The sequence below is a fragment of the Couchioplanes caeruleus genome (assembly GCF_023499255.1).
GTDB lineage: Bacteria > Actinomycetota > Actinomycetes > Mycobacteriales > Micromonosporaceae > Actinoplanes > Actinoplanes caeruleus_A.
Genome location: NZ_CP092183.1, coordinates 1,587,216 through 1,606,467 on the forward strand (window position 1 = coordinate 1,587,216; position 19,252 = coordinate 1,606,467).

Here is a 19,252-nt window from a genome sequence, read left to right on the forward strand (position 1 = left end):
GTCAACGGCTCACCTGCCCCCGTGCGCCGGTCCTCAAACGGTTCGTCGATCAGGTCCCCCTGCCCTAGCTGCGGCCCGCGCCCCCGTCCGAGAAGACGAGCCGGATGATCCGGTCGTCGTCGGGACCCGGCTCACCGCCGTCCTCCTGGTTGGAGGTGGCCACCCAGAGCGAACCGTCCGGGGCGGCGGTCACGGCCCGCAACCGGCCGTACTCGCCGGTCAGGAGTTCGCGGGGCCGCCCGATCAGCGTCCCGTTGCCGGTCACCTCGACGATCCACAAGCGTTGCCCGCCCGGGCAGGCGGTCGCGATCGTGCGTTCCAGCACCGCCACGCCGGAACAGTTGGACTCCTCGGCGGGCCAGCTCACTAGGGGGTTCGTGAACTTGGCGTCGGAGCCGGCGCCCTCGACCGCCGGCCAGCCGTAGTTCTTGCCCTTGGCGATCACGTTCAGCTCGCCGGAGGACCGCTGATCGGACTCGCTGGCGTACAGGCGCTTGCCGGCGTCCCAGGCGAGGCCCTGCACGTTGCGGTGCCCGGAGGACCAGACCGGCGAGTTCTTGACCGGGTTGCCCGGCGCGGGGTTGCCGGAGGCGGTGATCCGCAGGATCTTGCCCCCGAGGCTCTTGGCGTTCTGCGCCTGGGTGCCGCCGGTCGAGCCGTCGCCGGTGGAGACGTAGAGCTGCCCGTCCGGCCCGAACTTCAGCTGGCCGCCGTTGTCGTTGCGCGAGCGCGGGATGCCGGTCAGGATCGGCTGCGGCTTGCCCTTGAGCTTCAGCTTCGCGACCCGGTTGTCCTTGTCCGTCGAGTAGTACACGTAGACGGTCTGGTCGGTCGCGTACTTCGGCGAGACCGCGATGCCGAGCAGGCCGCCGTCGCCGCCCGCGGAGACCTCGGAGAGCCGCTGCACCTCGGTGACCTTGAGACCGTCCGCGTCCGACTCCGGGCCGACCTTGAGGATGCGAGCCGTGTCGCGCTCGGTGACCAGCGCGGACCCGTCGGGCAGGAACGCCATCCCCCACGGAACCTCCAGGCCCGAGGCGAGCACGGTGGCGGCCACCTCGCGCTCCCCGCCGCCCTCCGCGCTGGCCGAGGCCGACGGCGTGGGAAGGTTCGGCGGGGCGCCGGCCACGTCCGGGTCCGGCGGGCCGAAGCTGCACCCGGCCGTCAGGGACAGCACGGCACCGAGCGTCACCGCACCGGCACGGGTGCTGCGCTTGATCACACGGCCCTTCGTCACCACACCAGGGTAGCCGCGCCCGCTCGGCGGCCTTCGGTTGTCCACAGGACGGCCGGGGACCGGCCTCGTGCCACGGTCCGGGCCGGGCGCGACCAAGCCCTCGCGGCGAACCAACGGCCCGGTGGACCGGAGTCGGCGGCCCAGCAAACCGGCAGGCCGGCGACCGGCGGATCGGCTTCCTGTCGCGGTCGCGGCGGGAGATGGCTAGGTTGGGCGGGTGTTGGTCTGGATCGCCCATGAAGCGGGCCGTACGTTGCTCGGCGAGATGCCGGCCGGTGTCGAGGTCGAAGTCTGCGAGGACGCGGCGAGCTGGCCGTCCGACCCGGCGAAGGTCGACTTCTGGGTGCCGCCGTTCCTCGCGACCGCACGCGCCGCCGAGCACGTGTCGCACTTCACCGGCGTACGGGTGGTGCAGCTGCTCTCGGCGGGCGCGGACGCCTGGGTGGGTGTGGTGCCGCCGGGCGTTCAGCTGTGCGACGCGCGAGGTGTGCACGACAAGCCCGTGGCTGAGTGGGTGCTCGGCGCGGCGATCGGCGCGCTGCGGCAGTTCCCGGCATTCGTACGCGCCCAGCAGCGCGAGGACTGGGCGCTCAAGGAGTACACGCCGACCCAGGAGCTCACCGGCAAACGGGTGCTGATCGTGGGCGCCGGCTCGATCGGCCGGGCCATCGAGGAGCACATGGCGCCCTTCGGGGTCACGGTCACCCGGGTGGCTCGTACGGCCCGGCCCGAGCAGGACGTGCACGGGGTCGACGCCCTGCCGGAGTTGCTGCCGCACGCCGAGGTGGTCGTGCTCGTCGTACCCCTGACCGACCAGACCCGCGGCATGGTCGACGCCGCCTTCCTCGCCGCGATGCCGGACGGCGCGCTGCTGGTCAACGCCGCCCGGGGGCCCGTGGTCGACACCGATGCCCTGGTCGCGGCGCTGACACCCGGCCGCATCTCGGCCGCGCTCGACGTCACCGAGCCGGAACCGCTGCCGCCCGGGCACCCGCTCTGGCACCTGCCCAACGTGTTCCTCACCCCGCACAGCGCCGGGTCGGTGGTGGGGCTGCTGCCGCGGGCGTACGGCCTGGCCGGCGATCAGGTGCGACGGTTCGCCGCCGGCGAGCCACTGATCAACCAGGTGTCCGACGGCTATTGAGTGTGGCTACCCGGCATCGTCCTGCTCATTGACCGTCCGGCCGGTCGCGGCGGCGTCATCCGGTTCATTGACCGTCCGGCCGGTCGCAGCGGCGTCCTCGGGCTCGTTGACCGTCTGGCCGCCCGCGGCCAGGACCACCGGCAGGTTGCCCGTCGTCACGCCGGTCAGCCGCAGCGCACGGCCGTCGTTGAGCAGCGCCGAGATCCGGTTGCGAGGGTCCGGCGCGAGCTCGATGATCCGGGACCACGGCACGAAGGTCGATCCGGCGAGCGCGCGGACCCGCAGCCCGTCCGGATGCACGTCGGTGCCGGCCCGCCACGCCCAGACCAGGACCGCGAGCGGGATCAGCAGCACGGGTGCCAGCTGCCAGCGCGCGCCCGCGAAGGGCACGGTGCCCACGAACGCGGTCAAGGCGGCGACGACGAGGGCGCCGGACTTGCGGACGCGCAGGACGGGTCGGCTCACGAGCGTCATCCTTCCACCCGTACGGCGGGCGGTTTTTGTCGGACCCGGCGCGAATACTGCTCCCCATGACACACATGCTCGCCATCGGCACCCAGAAAGGCCTGTTCCTGGCTACCAGTGACGACCGGCGGAGCTGGCGAGTCAGCTCCGCGCACTTCCCCGGCCACGCGATCTACGCCGTCGCGTTCGACACCCGCGGGCCGGTCCCGCGCGTGCTCGCCGGGGTCGACAGTTCCCACTTCGGGCCCAGTGTGCTCATCAGCGACGACCTCGGCGAGAGCTGGCAGGAGCCGGAGGCCGCGCCGCTCGCCTTCCCCGCCGGCACGGACGCCGCGGTCGAGCGGGTGTGGCAGATCGCGCCAGCCGGCCCGCTCGAGCCCGGCGTCGTGTATGCGGGCACCCAGCCGTCCGCCCTGTGGCGCTCGAGCGACGGCGGCCGGACGTACGAGTTGATCCGTGCCCTGTGGGACCACCCGCACCGGCCCGAGTGGGGCGCCGGCTACGGCGGCCAGGCGATCCACACGATCCTGCCGCACCCGGCCGATCCGGACCGGATCCTCGTGGCCATGTCGGCGGGCGGCGTCTACCGCACGGCCGACGGCGGCGAGACCTGGTCCGCCGCCAACCGGGGCATCAAGGCGTATTTCCTGCCCGACCCGTGGCCGGAGTTCGGTCAGTGCGTGCACAAGGTCGCGCGCGACGCCGCTGATCCCGACCGCTACTACGCGCAGAACCACCACGGGGTCTACCGCTCCACGGACGGCGGTGACTCGTGGGAGTCGATCGCCGCCGGCCTGCCGTCCGATTTCGGCTTCCCGATGGCCGCGCATCCGTCGCGCGGCGGCACGATCTGGAATTTCCCGCTGGTCAGCGACGGCGAACGGCAGCCGGTCGGCCTGGAGTGCCGGGTGTTCCGTTCGGACGACGGCGGCGACACCTGGCAGCCGCAGCACAAGGGTCTGCCGGACGGTCCGTATTACCCCGTCGTGCTGCGCGACGCGCTGTGCACCGACGGCGCCGCGCCCGCCGGGGTCTACGTCGGCACGCGCGCCGGAGAGGTGTTCGCGAGCGCCGACGAGGGCGAGACGTGGTCCATGGTGGCCGCTCACCTGCCCGACGTGCTCTGCGTCCGAGCGGCCGGCGTCTGATGCCCAGCGTGCTGATTCCCGGGGTGCTCCGCGCGGAGTCCGGCGGGGCCTCCCGCCTGGAGGTGTCCGCGGACGGCTCGCTGCGGGCCGTGCTGGACGAGATGGGGGAGCGCTGGCCCCGGCTGGAACGGCGGATCCGCGACGAGAGCGGCGCCCTGCGGCGCTACGTCAACGTCTACGTGGACGGTGAGGACTGCCGGCGTTCCGGAGGGCTGGACGCGCCGGTCCCCTCGGCTGCGGAGATCCACGTCCTCCCTTCGGTGGCGGGAGGATGACGATGCGGTGGCAGAGGATGACGAGGTGGTGGCAGAGGATGACGAGCGGGTCGTCCATAGCCGACTTTCCGCACGTGCGGAGGATGACGGCCCACACGTAACCTGTCCGGGGGACAGTCGTTACCCGATGTGGGAGCAGCGTCCCCTGCGCCGCTTCCGGTTTTCGCCGAGCACCAGACAACCCCGACAACGTCCGTAGAGGATCCCGCCGACGTGGCAGTGCCGCCCCCCGCACGCCTCGCCACCCGGGTCAGCGCCCGGGTGGTGTTCCTTGCCGTCCCCGTGATCGGGGCGCTCGCCCTCCTCGCCGGGGTGGCCGGCCTGATGCCGCCGATGGTGTCGCTCGCGGCCGGTGTCGGCGTGACGGCGATCTTCGCCACCGCCGTGCTGTGGCGCACGGCGCTGGCCATCCACCACGCCGAGGCCGCCTTCGCCGCCTGCCGGGGCGCCGGCCTGATCGGCATGGCCTCCCTTTTCGCCGCCGTGACCTGCGGCGTTCTGCTGCTCGGGCCGCCGGCCGTCGGGGTGTGGGCCGCGCTGGGTGTGGCCGCCACCGCCACGTTCTTCGTGTTCGGGACGATGCTGCTGCCGGGCGCGGCCACCTCGGTCGCGGTGCGCTTGCGGCGGGCGTTCGACGGGCTGGGGCTGGGCGTCAGCCTGGGCTTCGCGGCGTACCTGGTGACGCCGATGCACCGGGCCCCGTATTCGGCGCTGGCCGGCACGCTGCTGGCCGCCGCGGGCGTCTCGATCGTCACCGTCATCGTGCTGCGGGCGCGGCTGCACCGGCCGGCGGCCCTGCGGTGCGGGTTCGGCGCTATCACCGTCCTGCTGGCCCTCTCCGCCGTCGTCACCGTCGTGCTGTCCGGGGTGACCGGCCGGCTCGTACCGGCCCTCGGCCTGCTCGTCGTGGCCGGGCTGACGCTGGCCGCGGAGGGCGGGTCGCGGCGCAACCTGCCGGCGGACCTGAAGCCGAAGGAACCCGACCACTACCTGTCCAGCTATCCGCTGCTCGCCGTACCGGCGGGGGTGGGTGTCGTGGCGGCGCTGGTCCACCTGATCGCGGTGGGCGGGTTCGACAACACCGCCATCGCGCTCGGCATCTCCATGGTCGCCGTGCTGACCATGCGGGAGCTGCTCGTCGTCAGCGACATCCGGCGCTACACCGCGCAGCTGCGGACCAAGGAGGCGCATTTCCGGTCGCTCGTCGCCGGTGCCACCGATCTCACGCTGGTGCTCGACGAGCGGCTGACGATCCGGTGGCAGTCGCCGGCGGCCGCGCGGCTGTTCGGGCTGGCCGAGGCCGAGGTCGTGGGCCGCACGTTCCTGGAGCTGATCCACCCCGACGACGCTCCCGGCGCTCGGGCCGGGCTCGAGGCGCTGATCGCCGGTGAGCACGCCGACGGGCCTCCCGCCCTGCTCACCGCGCGGCTGCGGGACGGGCACGGCATCTGGCGCGACACCGAGTCCACGGTGGCCGACCAGCGCGCGGTGCCCGAGGTGGCCGCGCTGGTGGTGCACGTGCGTGACGTCGGCGAGCGCCGCCACCTCGAACGAGCCCTGCACCGCCTGTCCTACACCGACCAGCTGACCGGCCTGGCCAACCGCCGCGCGCTGATGCGCGACCTTCTCGAGTTCCGTCGCCGCCCCGGCCAGCAGGGCACGCTGCTCGTCATCGACCTGCACGGGCTGGCCGAGATCAACGACAGCCGCGGCCGGGAGACCGGCGACGCCGTGCTCATCGAGGTCGGCCGGCGCATCCGCAGCCTGCTCGCCGACGAGGACGTACCGGCCCGGCTGGGCGGTGACGAGTTCGCGGTGCTCACGCCGGACGGGGCGGTGCTCGCGTACGCGCTGGCCACCCGGATCGTGACCGCGCTGATGGAGCCGTACGAGCTGCCCGGCATGATCGTCGAGCTGCACACCAGCGTGGGCCTCGCCGAGCTCACCGGCGGCAAGGACTCCGAGGAGGTGCTGCGCCACGCCGATCTGGCCCGCAGCCGCGCCCGCCAGCTCGGCAAGGACCGCGTCGAGTGGTACGACACGGACGTCGAGATCCAGCTGCACCGCCGCATGGACCTGGAACGCGAGCTGCTGGGCGCCGCCGACCGCGGCGAACTCGATCTGGTCTTCCAGCCGGTCGTCTCCCTGCGCGACGCCCAGCCGGTCGGCGTCGAGGCGCTGCTGCGCTGGCGGCACCCCAAGCTCGGCACGATCCTGCCCGCCGAGCTGTTGCCCATCGCCCGCGCGGTCGGCTGCGCCGCTGAGCTGGACGAATGGGTGCTCGACGCGGCCTGCCGCCGGCTGGCGAGCTGGACCTCGGGCGGCAGCGACTTCTGGCTCTCCGTCAACGTCGCCCCCCGCGAGCTGCTCACGGCCCGCTTCCCGGAACGCGTCGCGGAGCTGCTCGACCGCCACGACATCGCTCCGGAACGCCTCGTCGTCGAGGTGCAGGAGACGTGGATCGCCGAGGACCTGCCGGCGATCGTCGCGTCGCTCACCGGCCTGCGCAAGCTCGGCGTCCGCGCCGCCCTCGACGACTTCGGCGCCGGCCACGCGTCCCTCGCCCACCTGCGCCGCCTCCCCGTCGACATGCTCAAGCTCGACCAGGCCCTGATCAACCAGCCGGCCGAGACCGGCACCACCCCCGCGGTGATCGACGTCGTGGTCAGCCTCGGCCGCCGGCTCGGCCTGGAGATCGTCGCCAAGGGCCTCGAATCGCAGGACCAGGTCGACCGCGCGCGGCAGGCGGGCTGCCACTACGGCCAGGGCTTCGTAGTCGCCCGGCCCGCTCCCGCGGAGCGCATGGAGGCCTACCTCGAAAGCCACCGGTCGTAGGTTCTCGACGGTACGGCCACAGCCACCGGCCGCCCCCACGGACGAAGGCCCGCGCGGTGCCAGGTGGTCGAGCGGCCGCCGGGCTGACCTGCCCGGTCCGGCTCTCGTGCTGGTTGCGGTGGGGGCTTCGGAGGAGGAGATGACCCACTCCGGGCGGTCGGGCTTGATCCCTGCGTGGTCATCTCCCCGAAGCCTGTTGCGGTCCCGCAGCGCCCGCAGTACTGACAGCGGCCGGGGTCTGCGTCAGGTGTCGCGGGGCGGGGCGGTGCTGCCCCGGGGCGTCAGGTGGGCGGTGCCCTCCTCCTCGTCCTTGACCGGCTCGCCCGCGATGGCCGCGAGCAGCTGGCGGGCGGCGTGCGCGCCGTACGCCGCGATGTCCCGGCTCAGCGCGGTCAGCGGCGGGTGGACGAGCGAGCAGAGCGGGGAGTCGTCCCAGGCGACGATGGAGAGGTCGCCGGGCACCGACAGGCCCATCTCCTGTGCCACCGACAGGCCGGCCACCGCCATCACGTCGTTGTCGTAGATGATCGCGGTGGGGCGTTCCGCCTCGATGAGCAGCCGGCGGGTGGCGCGGCCGCCCTCCTCGCCGGTGTAGTCGGACGGAACGGTCACCGCCTCGTTGAGCCCGAGGGACGCGCAGACCTCGGTGAACGCCTTGGTCCGTACGCGGGTGTGCAGCAGGTCCGGCAGGCCGCCGACGCGGGCGATCCGGCGGTGGCCGAGGGCCATCAGGTAGCGGACCGCCTCGGTGATCGCGCCGGCGTCGTCGGACCAGAGCTGGGTCAGGTTGCCGGTGTCGCCGGGTCCGCCGATCACCACCGCGGGCAGCTGCAGCTCGTTGAGGACCGGGATGCGGATGTCGTGCTCGCGCAGGTCGGTGACGAAGACGCCGTCGACGCGGCGTTCACCCCACCAGCGGCGGTAGACCTCGGTCTCGTTCTGCGGGGTGGCCACGACCTGCAGGGTGAGCGCGTACGACCGGGCCGCCAGCTCCTGCTCGAAGCCGCTGATCAGGCCCATGAAGAACGGCTCGATGCTGAGGATGCGGGCGGGCCGGCACAGGGTGAGTCCGACCGCCCGGGCGCGCGCGCCGGACAGGGCACGGGCGGCGCTGTTGGGGTTGAAGCCGATCTCCTGTGCGATGGCGACGATCCGTTGCCGGGTCGCCTCGGAGACGCCGGGTTGCCCGTTCAGCGCGTAGGACACCGCCCCTTTGGACACGCCCGCGCGCCGCGCGATGTCGGCGATCGTCGGCCGCTTCACTCGCCTGCCCTCTCCCTGCCCGAACCGGACCTGCACTGCTCACAGCAAACCGTGGTGGAGCGCTCTCACGCTACCTGGCCCCGGGATGACCGCAGCGACCGCTGACCGCTTGATCGGTTAAGTGTTACAGGCCACAAGCAAGGAGCAACAGCCCCTGCCGGTTTTATGGGCTTTAGTCCAGCTCGTAGGGGTTGGGGAGGCCGATGGACACGGACACGTAACACAGTATTGACAGTCGATGTGACGCGTCATACGGTCACGTCACTTATCCGGTTCAGTAATTTCTCTCGACAATTTTCCCTCGGGTGGAGGAGCAATGACACGGTTCGGCAGGCGGGGCTGGGCGCTGGTCGCCGCAGGTCTCGCGGGCGCCCTGACGATCTCGGGCTGCAGCGGGCAGAGCCTGGAGGGCGGCAACGACAAGGCGGCCGACGGCCAGATCACGCTGAAGGTCAACTTCTGGGGCGACATGGGCCTGGACAAGCTCAAGGCCGCGTACGAGAAGGACCACCCCAACGTCAAGATCGTGCTCAACTCGGGCGAGTACAACGCCCAGCACGAGGACCTGCAGAAGAAGCTCGTCGCGGGCAGCGGCGCGCCGGACATCTCCGCGGTCGACGAGGGCTTCATCGTCCAGTTCCGCGGCCAGTCCGACAAGTTCGTCAACCTCCTGGACAAGGGCGCCGGCTCGTACGAGTCGAAGTACCTGCCGTGGAAGTGGCAGCAGTCGATGTCCAAGGACGGCCAGCAGATCGGCCTCGGCACCGACGTCGGCGGCCTGGCGATGTGCTACCGCACCGACCTGTTCAAGGCGGCGGGCCTGCCCACGGACCGCACCGAGGTCTCCAAGCTCTGGACGACCTGGGACGACTTCATCAACGTCGGCAAGCAGTACGTCTCCAAGACGAAGAAGAAGTTCGTCGACTCCGGTACCAACATGTTCAACCCCGTGCTCGCGCAGCAGCCGCAGGGCTTCTACAACGAGCAGGAGCAGCTGCAGATGGACGGTGGCCCCAAGGTCGCCTTCGACGTCAGCATGAACGCGATCAAGGCCGGCCTCTCGGCGAACCTCGCGAGCTTCCAGCCGAACTGGGACCAGGGCTTCAAGAAGGACCAGTTCGCCGTGCTGGCCTGCCCGGCGTGGATGCTCGGCCACATCCAGGACACCGCGCCCGAGCAGAAGGGCAAGTGGGACATCGCCACGATCCCCGGCGGCGGCGGCAACTGGGGCGGCTCCTGGTGGACCATCCCCAAGCAGGGCAAGAACGTCGACGAGGCGTACAAGTTCGTCGAGTGGATGATCCAGCCGCAGCAGCAGATCGAGGTCTTCAAGACCGTCGGCAACCTGCCCTCGCAGCCGGCCCTGTACAAGGACCCCGCGGTGCTGGACTACAAGAAGGAGTTCATGAGCAACGCGCCGACCGGGCAGATCTTCGCCTCCACGGCTGAGAACCTCAAGCCGCAGTACCTCGGCAAGAAGAACGGCCCGACCCGCGTCGCGGTGGAGAACGTGATCACCCGCGTGCAGCAGGGCTCGCTCTCCCCGGACAAGGCCTGGCCGGAGGCGGTCAAGCAGGCCGAGAAGGCCGCCGGCTCCTGACGGAAACCGATATCGGGGGCGGTCCGCACGGGCCGCCCCCTCACCGGAAGGAGTGGCTGTGTCCCTCACCCGCAACGCCCCGCCGGTGCTCGACATCCCGGAACCCCGCCCGCCGGCGACCCCGCCGAAGCACAAGCTGTGGTTCTACCGGTTCGACACCAAGCGCACCCCGTACGTCTTCATCTCGCCGTTCTTCCTGCTCTTCGCCGTCTTCGGGCTGTTCCCGATCATCTTCAACGGGGTCGTGGCGCTGCGGAACTGGCGCCTCGACGACCCCGACCTCAACGGCTGGGCCGGGTTCGCGAACTTCGAGCGACTGGTGCACGACGAGGACTTCTGGAACGCGCTCGGCAACACGTTCGGCATCTTCATCCTCTCCACGGTGCCGCAGCTGCTGATCGCCCTGATGGTCGCGAACCTGCTCAACCGCAAACTGCGCGGCACCACGTTCTGGCGGGTCGGCGTGCTGCTGCCGTACGTGACCCCGGTGGCCGCGTCGACGCTGGTCTTCGCCGTGTTCTTCTCCCGTGACAACGGCATGGCCAACTGGCTGCTGTCGCTGGTCGGCTTCAACGACATGAACAACCCGCTGGACTGGCGCGCGTACAAGTGGAGCTCCTGGATCGCCATCGCCACGATGGTCAACTGGAAGTGGATCGGCTACAACGCCCTGCTCTACCTGTCGGCCATGCAGTCGATCCCCAAGGACGTCTACGAGGCGGCGGCCGTCGACGGCGCCGGGCCGTGGCGCCAGCTGTGGCGGATCACCGTACCGATGATCCAGCCGGTCCTGGTCTTCACGGTCGTGCTCTCCAGCATCGGCGGGCTGCAGCTCTTCAACGAGCCCATGCTCTTCGAGGAGAACCCGGCCGCCGCGACCGGCGGCTCGGACAGCCAATGGCAGACGATCGCACAGCTGATCTACAAGGTCGGCTGGAAGGACCTGGACCTCGGGTACGCGGCCGCGATGTCCTGGGCGCTCTTCCTGATCATCCTGATCGTCGCCGGCATCAACGCTTTCCTCACCAACCGTCTCGGAGGAGGCCGGCGATGACCACCGTGACCGCACCCGCACCCGCGCCCGGCAAGCGACGGCCCCGGGAGATCGGCCGCGCGCCCCAGGACACCCGCGGCAACTGGCGCACGTACCTCGCCCTGACCGCGTTCCTGCTGCTCTCGGCGTTCCCGCTGTACTGGATGTTCGTGATCGCCACGAGCACCGACGAGGCCGTCTCGCAGACCCCGCCGTCGGTCGTCCCGGGCAACCAGCTCATGACGAACCTGCGTGAGGTCTTCACGATGCAGGACGTCTACTTCACCGCGTCGCTGATCAACAGCTTCATCGTCGCGGCCGTCGTGACCGTGTCGACGCTGTTCTTCTGCTCGCTGGCCGGCTTCGCCTTCGCCAAGCTGCGCTTCAAGGGCCGCGACCCGCTCATGATCGTCGTGATCCTCACCCTGACCGTGCCCAACCAGCTCGGCGTGGTGGCGCTCTACATCCTCATGGGCAAGCTCGGCTGGAACGGCACGCTGCTCGCGGTCATCGCGCCGTTCCTGGTCAGCGCGTTCGGCGTGTTCTACATGCGCCAGTTCATCATGCACGCCGTACCCGACGAACTGGTCGAGTCGGCCCGGATGGACGGTGCGCTGACGCTGCGCGTCTACTGGAGCATCATCGTGCCGGCGATCCGACCGGCGCTGGCGGTGCTCGGCCTGCTCACGTTCGTGGCGACGTGGAACGAGTTCCAGTGGCCGCTGATCACGCTGAACGGCACCGAGTTCCCGACCTCGATGGTCGCCCTCTCCGACCTCGCGAGCGGCAACTACGTCATCTACCGGCGGGTGCTCGCGGGCGCGTTCATGGCCACCCTTCCGCTGCTGGTCCTGCTCGTCATGGGCGGACGGCAGATCGTCCGGGGAATCATGGAAGGCGCCGTCAAGTCTTGAGGAGCGATGTGACCTCGTACCTTCCCCTGCACGAAGGCTGGACCCTCAGCGGCGGCGACGTCTCCGGCGTCGCCGCCGCCGTGCCCGGCTGCGTGCACACCGATCTGCTCGCCGCCGGCCGCATCGAGGACCCGTACCTCGACGAGAACGAGAAGAAGCTCGCCTGGATCGGCCGCACCGACTGGGAGTACCGGACCACCTTCCGGTACGAGCCCGGCGACGGCCGCGCGGACCTGGTCTGCGACGGCCTCGACACGGTCGCCACGGTCACGCTCAACGGCGTCGAGCTGGGCCGCACGTACAACATGCACCGCGGATACCGGTTCGACGTGCGTGAGGCACTGCGCGACGGCGACAACGAGCTGAGCATCCGGTTCGAGTCCGCGTACTCGTACGCCGAGGCGCAGCGGGACCGGCTCGGCGACCGGCCGAACGCGTACCCGGAGCCGTTCAACTTCATCCGCAAGACGGCCTGCAACTTCGGCTGGGACTGGGGACCGACGCTGGTCACCGCGGGCATCTGGCAGCCGATCGGCCTGCACCGCTGGTCGACGGCCCGGCTCGCCGAGGTCCGCCCGCAGGTCACGGTCGCCGGCGGCACCGGCACCGCCGAGGTCCGGGTGCGCGTCGAGCGCGAGACCCCCGGCCCGGTCACCGTCGCCGCCACGATCGCCGGCGAGCGCGTGGAGACCACCACCGAGGCCGACGAGGCCGTCCTGACGGTCACCGTCGCCGATCCCGCGCTCTGGTGGCCCATCGGGTACGGCGAGCAGCACCGCTACGACCTCGACGTGACCCTGACCGGCGCGGACGGCGAGCCGCTGGACTCGTGGAGCCGCAAGGTCGGCTTCCGCTCGGCCCGCGTCGACACCACGGACGGCGCCTTCACCGTGGTCGTCAACGACGTACCGGTCTTCGTCCGCGGGGTCAACTGGATCCCCGACGACGTGTTCGCGAACCGGGTCACCCGGGAGCGGCTCGAGACCCGGTTCCGGCAGGCGATCGACGCGAACGTCACCTACCTGCGCGTCTGGGGCGGCGGCCGGTACGAGTCCGAGGACTTCTACGACCTCGCCGACGCCCTCGGGCTGATGGTCGGGCAGGACTTCCTGTTCGCCTGCGCCGCGTACCCGGAGGAGGAGCCGTTCGCCACCGAGGTCGCGGCGGAGGCGCGCGAGAACGTCGTACGGCTCGCGTCGCACCCGAGCCTGGTGATGTGGACCGGCAACAACGAGAACATCTGGGGCCACGAGGACTGGGGGTGGAAGCAGGACCTCGGCGGCCGTACGTGGGGCGCCGGCTACTACTTCGACGTGCTCGCGGGCATCTGCGCCGAGGAGGACCCGAGCCGGTTCTACTGGCCCGGCAGCCCCTGGTCCGGACGCGAGGACAAGCACCCCAACGATCCCGCGTACGGCACCACGCACATCTGGGACGTGTGGAACACCGACGACTACGCCAAGTACCGCGAATACCGGCCGCGTTTCGTGGCGGAGTTCGGCTACCAGGCACCGCCCGCGTACGCGACCCTGCGCCGGGCCCTGTCCGACGAGCCGCTCGCCCACGACTCGCCCGGCATGCGCGCGCACCAGAAGGCCGGCAACGGTGACGCGAAGCTGCAGCGAGGGCTCGACGCCCACCTGCCGCAGCCCCGCGACTTCGACGACTGGCACTATTTGACCCAGCTCAACCAGGCGCGCGCGCTGTCGCTGGGCATCGAGCACTTCCGGTCGCTGCGGCCGTACTGCATGGGCGCGATCATGTGGCAGCTCAACGACTGCTGGCCGGTCACCTCGTGGGCGGCGGTCGACGGCGACGGCCGCAAGAAGCCCCTCTGGTACGCGCTGCGCCGCTCATTCGCCCCACGGCTGCTCACGGTGCAGCCACGCGACGGCGGGCTCGCGCTGGTGGCGGTCAACGACTCCGCGCAGCCGTGGGTGCTGTCGGCGACGGTGTCCCGCCGTACCCTCGCGGGGTCCGCCGAGGCCGAGGTGGCACTCGGCGCGACCGTCGCACCGGGCGCGGCCACGACTTTGCCCCTGCCGGCCGAGCTCGCCACCGCGGGCGACCCGACGGCCGAGGTGCTGGTCGCCGAGGCGGGGGAGCAGCGCGCCTGGTGGTTCTTCGCCGAGGACCGCGACATCGCCTGGCCGTCGCCCAAGTACGACACCACGGTCACCGAGGCGGGCGCCGAAACGCACGTGACGGTCACGGCCCAGACGATCCTGCGGGACCTCACCCTGCAGGCCGACCGCCTCGACCCGGCCGCGGAGGCCGACGAGGCGGGTGTCACGCTGCTGCCGGGCGAATCGGCGACCTTCCGCGTCCGGGGCGCGGCCACGCTGGACCCGGCCGCACTGACCGCCCGGCCGGTCCTGCGCTGCGTCAACGACCTGACGTGACCGAAGCCGCCGCGCCCAGCCTTGCGAAGGCGGGGCGCGGTGGCGCGTCCAGCGACAGCTGCGCGCGGAGCCGCCCGGTGGCCGACGGCAGGAACGGTTCCAGCTCGTCCACAATGGCCAGACATCGGCCGAGCAGCTCGCCCACCACCTCGAGGCGGCGGCCTCCGGTGAGCTGCCACGGTCGTTGGGTCTCCACGAGGCGGTTGCCGCCCGCCACCTCGTCGGTGATGGCCTCGGCAGCCGCTCGGAAGTCGCCGGCCCGCAGCGCCCGGTCCACCCGTTCCGGCAGGTCGCCGCGGTACGGGACCGGCCGGATCCCGTCCCGGTACGCCAGGCTCGCCGTACGGTTCACCAGGTTGCCGATGCCGTTGGCCAGGTCGAGGTCGTGGCGCCGGACGAGGCGCTCGACGGTGAAGTCCGTGTCGCCCAGCGGTGCCACCTCGCGCACCAGCCACCACCGCAGTGCGTCCACGCCGGGCCGGCGGGCCAGATCGATCGGATCCACCGCGTTGCCGGCGCTCTTCGACAGTTTGCTGCCGTCCACGGTGAGGTAGTCGTGGACGAGGATGGTCGTCGGCAGCGGCTGACCGGTGGAGAGCAGCAGCGCCAACCAGTAGACGGCGTGGAAGCGGACGATGCCCTTGCCGATGACGTGCACCCGCTCGCCGTTTCCGGCCCACCATTTCTGGTACGCGTCCCCGCCGCCGAGCGAGGTCACGTAGTTGGCGAGCGCGTCCCACCAGACGTACACGACCTGATCGGCGTCGCCGGGTACGGCAATGCCCCACCCCGCGGCGCGGGCGGCCGACCGGGAGACGCTGATGTCCTGCAGGCCGGCGCGGACGAACGCGAGCACCTCGTTGCGCCGCGCCGCCGGTTCGATGTGGACGGTGTCGTCCTCGAGGATCCGCAGGATCTGTTCCTGGTAGCTCGACAGGCGGAAGAACCAGTTCTCCTCGCTGACCCGTTCCGGTGGCGCGTCGTGTTCCGCGCAGGTGTCCGTGTCGAGGAACTGCTCGCAGCCGGCGCAGTACAGCCCCGTGTAGCCGCGACGGTAGAAGTCCTTGCGCGACCGCTCCCACAGCGCGGCGACGCCCTGGGCATGGCGCGGTTCGGAGGTACGGATGAAGTCGTCGAACGAGAGCTCGAGCGGCTCCCGCAGCGCGGCGAAGCGGTCGGCGTTGGCGGCGACGAAGTCCCGTACGGGCACACCCGCCGCGCGGGCGGCCGTGACGTTCTTCAAGGCGTTGTCGTCGGTGCCGGTGAGGAATCGGACGTCCTCGCCCCGCGCGCGCCGATGCCGGGCGAGCACGTCGGCCTGCACGAGCTCCAGCGCATGGCCCAGGTGCGGCGCGGCGTTGACGTACGGAATGGCGGTGGTGACGTAGTAGGTCATGGCCCCTCTTCCGCCCCGCCCGCAGCACAGTCCCCGCCGCAGGCGGGGACTGTTCGGTCCTAGAGCACGCCGACAGAGCCCGCGAAGGGGCCCATCATGACGGCGTGACTCGGCTGCATGGGCCCAGCATGCCGCCCGTGGAAAAATCTCGCCAAGAATTTTCTGCCGGACGTGTCGATCGGGGGCCGGCTCTTTCGTAGCCCTGTTGAGAGGCCGGCACGGAGCCGGTCGGGAACCGCACCGGAGGGCACCATGACCACCGTCGCCACCACCCCGAAGACCACCTCGAACCTCGGCGCTCTGGCGCTGACGGGCGCGGTCGCCATCGCGGCCGCGAGCGTCGCCACCATGGCCGTGGCCGCCGGCGGCCGGGCGGCGGGGATCTCGCTCGACGTGGCCGGCGCGCCGATCCCGGTTGCCGGCTTCGGCACGCTGACGGCGCTCTTCTCGGTGGTCGGGCTGGTCCTCGCCGCCGTGCTGTCGCGTACGGCCCGGCACCCGCGGCGCGCGTTCGTCCGGACGACGGTGGTGCTGACCGTCCTCTCCTTCGTGCCGGACGTGATCGCGGACGCCGCGCCGGCGACCAAGGCGCTGCTGATGCTCACGCACCTCGTCGCCGCCTCGATCGTGATCCCGGCCGTTGCCCGTCGTCTCGCCGCCTGAACTGTCACCATGTCACCGTCTAGTCACTGGAGGACTCCCATGAAGCAGTACCTGCTCGCCGTACACATGGTCGAAGGCACCCCGATGCCGGAGCCGGACGTGATGCAGAAGATGTACGACCAGGTCGACCGCATCAACCAGGAGATCAAGGCCGCCGGCGCCTGGGTCTTCGCCGGCGGGCTCAAGCCGGCCGACACCGCGACCGTCGTCCGGTCCGAGGGCGGCAGCACCACGATGACCGACGGACCGTTCGCGGAGACGAAGGAGCAGCTCGGCGGGTTCTGGGTGCTGCAGTGCGCGGACCTGGACGAAGCGCTCGCCTGGGCCGCGAGGTGCTCGGCGGCCTGCGAGGGGCCGGTCGAGGTGCGGCCCTTCGAGGACGAGCCCGCCTGAGCGACCGGCACATGGACCTCGACGGCGTCTACCGGGCCGAGTACGGCCGCTGCGTCGCGACCCTGGTACGCCTCCTCGGCGACATCAACCTCGCCGAGGAGGCCGTCCAGGACGCCTTCGCGGTGGCCTTGGAGAAGTGGGACTCCCTGCCACCGAACCCGGGCGCCTGGATCGTCACCACCGCCCGCAACCGGGCCATCGACCGGCTCCGGCGCGAGTCGACGCGCGAGGCCCGGCACGCCCAGGCACTGCTGCTGCACCAGCCGGACGAACCCGAGGAGGTGGGACCGGTGCGCGACGACCAGCTGCGGCTCATCTTCACCTGCTGCCACCCGGCGCTGTCGCCGGACGCGCGGACCGCCCTCACCCTGCGCCTGCTCGCCGGGCTGGAGGTGCCGGAGATAGCCAGGGCGTACCTGGTGCCGGAGCCCACCATCGCCCAGCGCATCGTGCGCGCCAAGAAGAAGATCCGCGACGCGGGCATTCCGTACCGGGTGCCGGCGGCCGAGGAGCTGCCGGACCGGTTGGCGCCGGTGCTGACCGTGCTCTACCTGATGTTCAACGAGGGGTACGCCGCCACGGCCGGCCCGCTGATCAGGACCGATCTGTGCGCCGAGGCGATCCGGCTCGCGCGCGAACTGGCCGCGCTGATGCCCGACGAGCCGGAGGTGCTGGGTCTGCTGGCCCTCCTGCTGCTGACCGAGGCGCGCCGCCCGGCCCGGCTCGGCCGCGACGGGGAGCTGGTGCTGCTCCCGGCCCAGGACCGGTCGCTGTGGAACCGGGCGCTCATCGCCGAGGGACACGCGCTGGTGCGGCGCTGCCTGCGGCGCAACCGGCCCGGCCCGTACCAGATCCAGGCGGCGATCAACGCCGTGCACACCGACGGGGACGCCACCGACTGGTCGCAGGTCCTCGTGCTCTACGACCAGCTCCAGGTCGTGCTGCCGACGCCGATCGTGGCGCTGAACCGGGCGGTCGCGGTCGCCGAGGTGCACGGGCCCGCGCTGGCCCTCGCCGCGCTCGAGGGCGTGGACCTGCCGGGCTATCACCTGCTCCCGGCGACGCGCGCCGACTTCCTCGTGCGGCTCGGCCGGGACGCCGAGGCCGCGGCCGCCTACGACGAGGCGATCGCGCTGGCGGGCAACGAGACCGAGCGCGCCTTCCTCACGGCCCGCAGGGCCGCCCTCGGAACCTAGACCGTCGGCCGGGGGATGGAGTGCCGCTCGATGGGCGGGTACGGCGGCAGCCCCGCCGACGCCCGGCCGTCGAACTGCCGGAACGTCAGCGCCTCGGCGTCCAGCCCGTCGTACAGCAGCTCGAAGTCGAGGCTGCCCACCGGCGGGTAGACCCGTTCGCGCGGCGGCTCCTGGCCGATCTCGAGCGCGCCCTGCGACACCATGAAGTCGACGATGGCCCGGCGCACCGCCGGCAGCGTCACCGGCGAGTGGTAGATGACGTTCAGCGCCTGCATGCGCATGCCCTGGACGTGTTCCTCGCCCTTGTTGTCGTGGAAGTGCGGGTTCCTCGTCTCGATCTGCAGGACCGGCACCGAGCCCGCCATGGCGTCCGGGTCGTTGCTCTCCAGCACGCCGCCGAACTGTTCGAAGAGGTCCATGTACTCGTACGGCTCGACCGCGAAGCCGCCCGCGAGCCGCAGCTTCAGCCCCAGGTCCAGGCTCATCGCGTGCTCGCCCGCGTTGCCGGTGGCGATGACCTCGGTGCCGAAGTCCGAATACTCGGCGAGGAAGCGGTTGAGCCATTCGTTGGTGATCTGCGAGCTGCGGCCCTTGCGACTGAAGAAGAGCCGGCCGTCGCGCAGCTTCGGCTTCGAGTGCCACGAGATGCGCACCATCGAGTACGGGCTCCCGGCCAGGTGCAGGCCGGCCGCGTACACCTTGCAGTATTCGTGGACCGCACCCGGCACGTAGTTGTCCGCGTCGACGTAGCCGATGTAGCGCCGGCCCGTCATGGCCGCGATCGCCATGCCGATGAGCATCGCCTCGCCCTTGCCGTTGCGGACCAGCCCGTCGTCGCCGATCAGTTCCGCCATGCCCGCCGCCTTGAAGGCGGCCGCGACTCCGGGGTCTTTCTGATGGACGGCAATGGCGGAACGTCCGGCGAGCCGGCAGAAGTGTTCGAGGGTCTGCGCCTCGATCTCGTACCGGTCGACCGGCAGCTTGTCGCTGTTGGAGACCAGCACGATGAGACAGTCATGAGGAATGCCCGAGAGCACGCCTTCGATGACGCTTCGTGTCTCATTCATGCACGGAACAATGATGACCATCTGCGACTCGACAGCGCGCAATGCTTCCGGCGGCACAACCCGGCTACCAGCCGAAAGCGCCGGCCGGCCGGTGTCGTGCACGGCGCCCGAGTCGAGCTCGATCACCCTCTGCAGCTCGTGGATCCGGACCGCGCCGAAGCGCTCACTCCGGAAAGAATCAGCCAGTCGCATGCGGCGAGGCTACCTGTTGCGACCCACGT

General features: G+C 71.1%; 16 protein-coding genes. 11 read left to right on the forward strand and 5 right to left on the reverse strand.

All coding sequences use genetic code 11. The features are described 5' to 3' along the window. Positions 1–64 precede the first annotated feature (64 nt). Positions 65–1,237 (reverse strand): PQQ-dependent sugar dehydrogenase, encoded by a 1,173-nt coding sequence (locus COUCH_RS07545; RefSeq protein ID WP_249611371.1) that lies wholly within the window; start codon positions 1,235–1,237, stop codon positions 65–67. Positions 1,238–1,454: 217 nt separating this feature from the next. Between COUCH_RS07545 and COUCH_RS07550 the strand changes: the two genes are divergently transcribed. Beyond that, complete coding sequence (locus tag COUCH_RS07550) at positions 1,455–2,381, forward strand: 2-hydroxyacid dehydrogenase (RefSeq protein WP_249611372.1); 927 nt, start codon at positions 1,455–1,457, stop codon at positions 2,379–2,381. Positions 2,382–2,387: 6 nt separating this feature from the next. Here COUCH_RS07550 and COUCH_RS07555 read toward each other — a convergent pair whose 3' ends face one another. Continuing rightward, positions 2,388–2,846 (reverse strand): PH domain-containing protein, encoded by a 459-nt coding sequence (locus tag COUCH_RS07555; protein ID WP_430640898.1) that lies wholly within the window; start codon positions 2,844–2,846, stop codon positions 2,388–2,390. A 65-nt stretch (positions 2,847–2,911) separates the two neighbouring features. On the opposite strand from COUCH_RS07555, the gene COUCH_RS07560 reads away from it, so the two are divergent. The 3 genes from COUCH_RS07560 to COUCH_RS07570 all read left to right on the forward strand — a co-directional run bounded on the left by COUCH_RS07560 (position 2,912) and on the right by COUCH_RS07570 (position 7,104). Continuing rightward, positions 2,912–3,994: a WD40/YVTN/BNR-like repeat-containing protein gene (locus COUCH_RS07560; RefSeq protein ID WP_249611374.1), complete on the forward strand. Its 1,083-nt coding sequence runs from the start codon at positions 2,912–2,914 to the stop codon at positions 3,992–3,994. Beyond that, entirely contained in the window at positions 3,994–4,269 is a 276-nt protein-coding gene (locus COUCH_RS07565) for a MoaD/ThiS family protein (RefSeq protein WP_249611375.1), read from the forward strand. Before COUCH_RS07560 ends, COUCH_RS07565 begins: the two co-directional genes overlap by 1 nt. A 213-nt stretch (positions 4,270–4,482) precedes the next feature. After that, on the forward strand, positions 4,483–7,104 hold the full coding sequence (locus COUCH_RS07570) for an EAL domain-containing protein (RefSeq protein ID WP_249611376.1): 2,622 nt from the start codon (positions 4,483–4,485) through the stop codon (positions 7,102–7,104). 243 nt (positions 7,105–7,347) lie between these two features. Here COUCH_RS07570 and COUCH_RS07575 read toward each other — a convergent pair whose 3' ends face one another. After that, entirely contained in the window at positions 7,348–8,367 is a 1,020-nt protein-coding gene (locus tag COUCH_RS07575) for a LacI family DNA-binding transcriptional regulator (protein WP_249611377.1), read from the reverse strand. 316 nt (positions 8,368–8,683) lie between these two features. Here COUCH_RS07575 and COUCH_RS07580 point away from each other — a divergent pair, with 316 nt between their 5' ends. The 4 genes from COUCH_RS07580 to COUCH_RS07595 are packed head-to-tail and all read left to right on the forward strand — an operon-like array spanning position 8,684 to position 14,316. Then, positions 8,684–9,967, forward strand: a complete 1,284-nt coding sequence (locus COUCH_RS07580; RefSeq protein ID WP_249611378.1) for an ABC transporter substrate-binding protein — start codon at positions 8,684–8,686, stop codon at positions 9,965–9,967. A 58-nt stretch (positions 9,968–10,025) separates the two neighbouring features. Beyond that, positions 10,026–11,021, forward strand: a complete 996-nt coding sequence (locus COUCH_RS07585) for a carbohydrate ABC transporter permease (RefSeq protein WP_430640899.1) — start codon at positions 10,026–10,028, stop codon at positions 11,019–11,021. Beyond that, a complete protein-coding gene (locus COUCH_RS07590; protein WP_249611379.1) occupies positions 11,018–11,914 on the forward strand; it encodes a carbohydrate ABC transporter permease in 897 nt (298 codons plus the stop codon). Before COUCH_RS07585 ends, COUCH_RS07590 begins: the two co-directional genes overlap by 4 nt. 8 nt (positions 11,915–11,922) lie before the next feature. Then, positions 11,923–14,316: a glycoside hydrolase family 2 protein gene (locus COUCH_RS07595; RefSeq protein WP_249611380.1), complete on the forward strand. Its 2,394-nt coding sequence runs from the start codon at positions 11,923–11,925 to the stop codon at positions 14,314–14,316. On the opposite strand, the gene COUCH_RS07600 is transcribed toward COUCH_RS07595, so the two are convergent. After that, on the reverse strand, positions 14,300–15,712 hold the full coding sequence (locus COUCH_RS07600; protein ID WP_249611381.1) for a methionine--tRNA ligase: 1,413 nt from the start codon (positions 15,710–15,712) through the stop codon (positions 14,300–14,302). The two genes, COUCH_RS07595 and COUCH_RS07600, sit on opposite strands and share 17 nt — an antisense overlap. Positions 15,713–15,964: 252 nt before the next feature. On the opposite strand from COUCH_RS07600, the gene COUCH_RS07605 reads away from it, so the two are divergent. Genes COUCH_RS07605 through COUCH_RS07615 form a run of 3 tightly spaced genes read left to right on the forward strand, consistent with a single transcriptional unit; the run spans position 15,965 to position 17,964 of the window. Then, positions 15,965–16,375, forward strand: a complete 411-nt coding sequence (locus COUCH_RS07605; protein WP_249611382.1) for a DUF6069 family protein — start codon at positions 15,965–15,967, stop codon at positions 16,373–16,375. A 39-nt stretch (positions 16,376–16,414) separates the two neighbouring features. Beyond that, positions 16,415–16,768: a YciI family protein gene (locus tag COUCH_RS07610; RefSeq protein WP_249611383.1), complete on the forward strand. Its 354-nt coding sequence runs from the start codon at positions 16,415–16,417 to the stop codon at positions 16,766–16,768. 11 nt (positions 16,769–16,779) lie between these two features. After that, positions 16,780–17,964, forward strand: coding sequence for an RNA polymerase sigma factor (locus COUCH_RS07615; protein ID WP_249611384.1), 1,185 nt, complete (start codon positions 16,780–16,782; stop codon positions 17,962–17,964). Here COUCH_RS07615 and mpgS read toward each other — a convergent pair. Then, on the reverse strand, positions 17,961–19,223 hold the full coding sequence (gene mpgS / locus COUCH_RS07620) for a mannosyl-3-phosphoglycerate synthase (protein WP_249611385.1): 1,263 nt from the start codon (positions 19,221–19,223) through the stop codon (positions 17,961–17,963). The genes COUCH_RS07615 and mpgS overlap by 4 nt on opposite strands. Positions 19,224–19,252 lie beyond the last annotated feature (29 nt).

Bases quoted from the DNA above. Each gene is read 5' to 3' on its own strand.
- COUCH_RS07560 (WP_249611374.1), top strand. From the start codon at position 2,912: ATGACACACATGCTCGCCATCGGCACCCAGAAAGGCCTGTTCCTGGCT.
- COUCH_RS07565 (WP_249611375.1), top strand. From the start codon at position 3,994: ATGCCCAGCGTGCTGATTCCCGGGGTGCTCCGCGCGGAGTCCGGCGGG.
- COUCH_RS07580 (WP_249611378.1), top strand. From the start codon at position 8,684: ATGACACGGTTCGGCAGGCGGGGCTGGGCGCTGGTCGCCGCAGGTCTC.
- COUCH_RS07590 (WP_249611379.1), top strand. From the start codon at position 11,018: ATGACCACCGTGACCGCACCCGCACCCGCGCCCGGCAAGCGACGGCCC.
- COUCH_RS07600 (WP_249611381.1), bottom strand. From the start codon at position 15,712: ATGACCTACTACGTCACCACCGCCATTCCGTACGTCAACGCCGCGCCG.
- COUCH_RS07605 (WP_249611382.1), top strand. From the start codon at position 15,965: ATGACCACCGTCGCCACCACCCCGAAGACCACCTCGAACCTCGGCGCT.
- COUCH_RS07610 (WP_249611383.1), top strand. From the start codon at position 16,415: ATGAAGCAGTACCTGCTCGCCGTACACATGGTCGAAGGCACCCCGATG.
- COUCH_RS07615 (WP_249611384.1), top strand. From the start codon at position 16,780: ATGGACCTCGACGGCGTCTACCGGGCCGAGTACGGCCGCTGCGTCGCG.
- mpgS (WP_249611385.1), bottom strand. From the start codon at position 19,223: ATGCGACTGGCTGATTCTTTCCGGAGTGAGCGCTTCGGCGCGGTCCGG.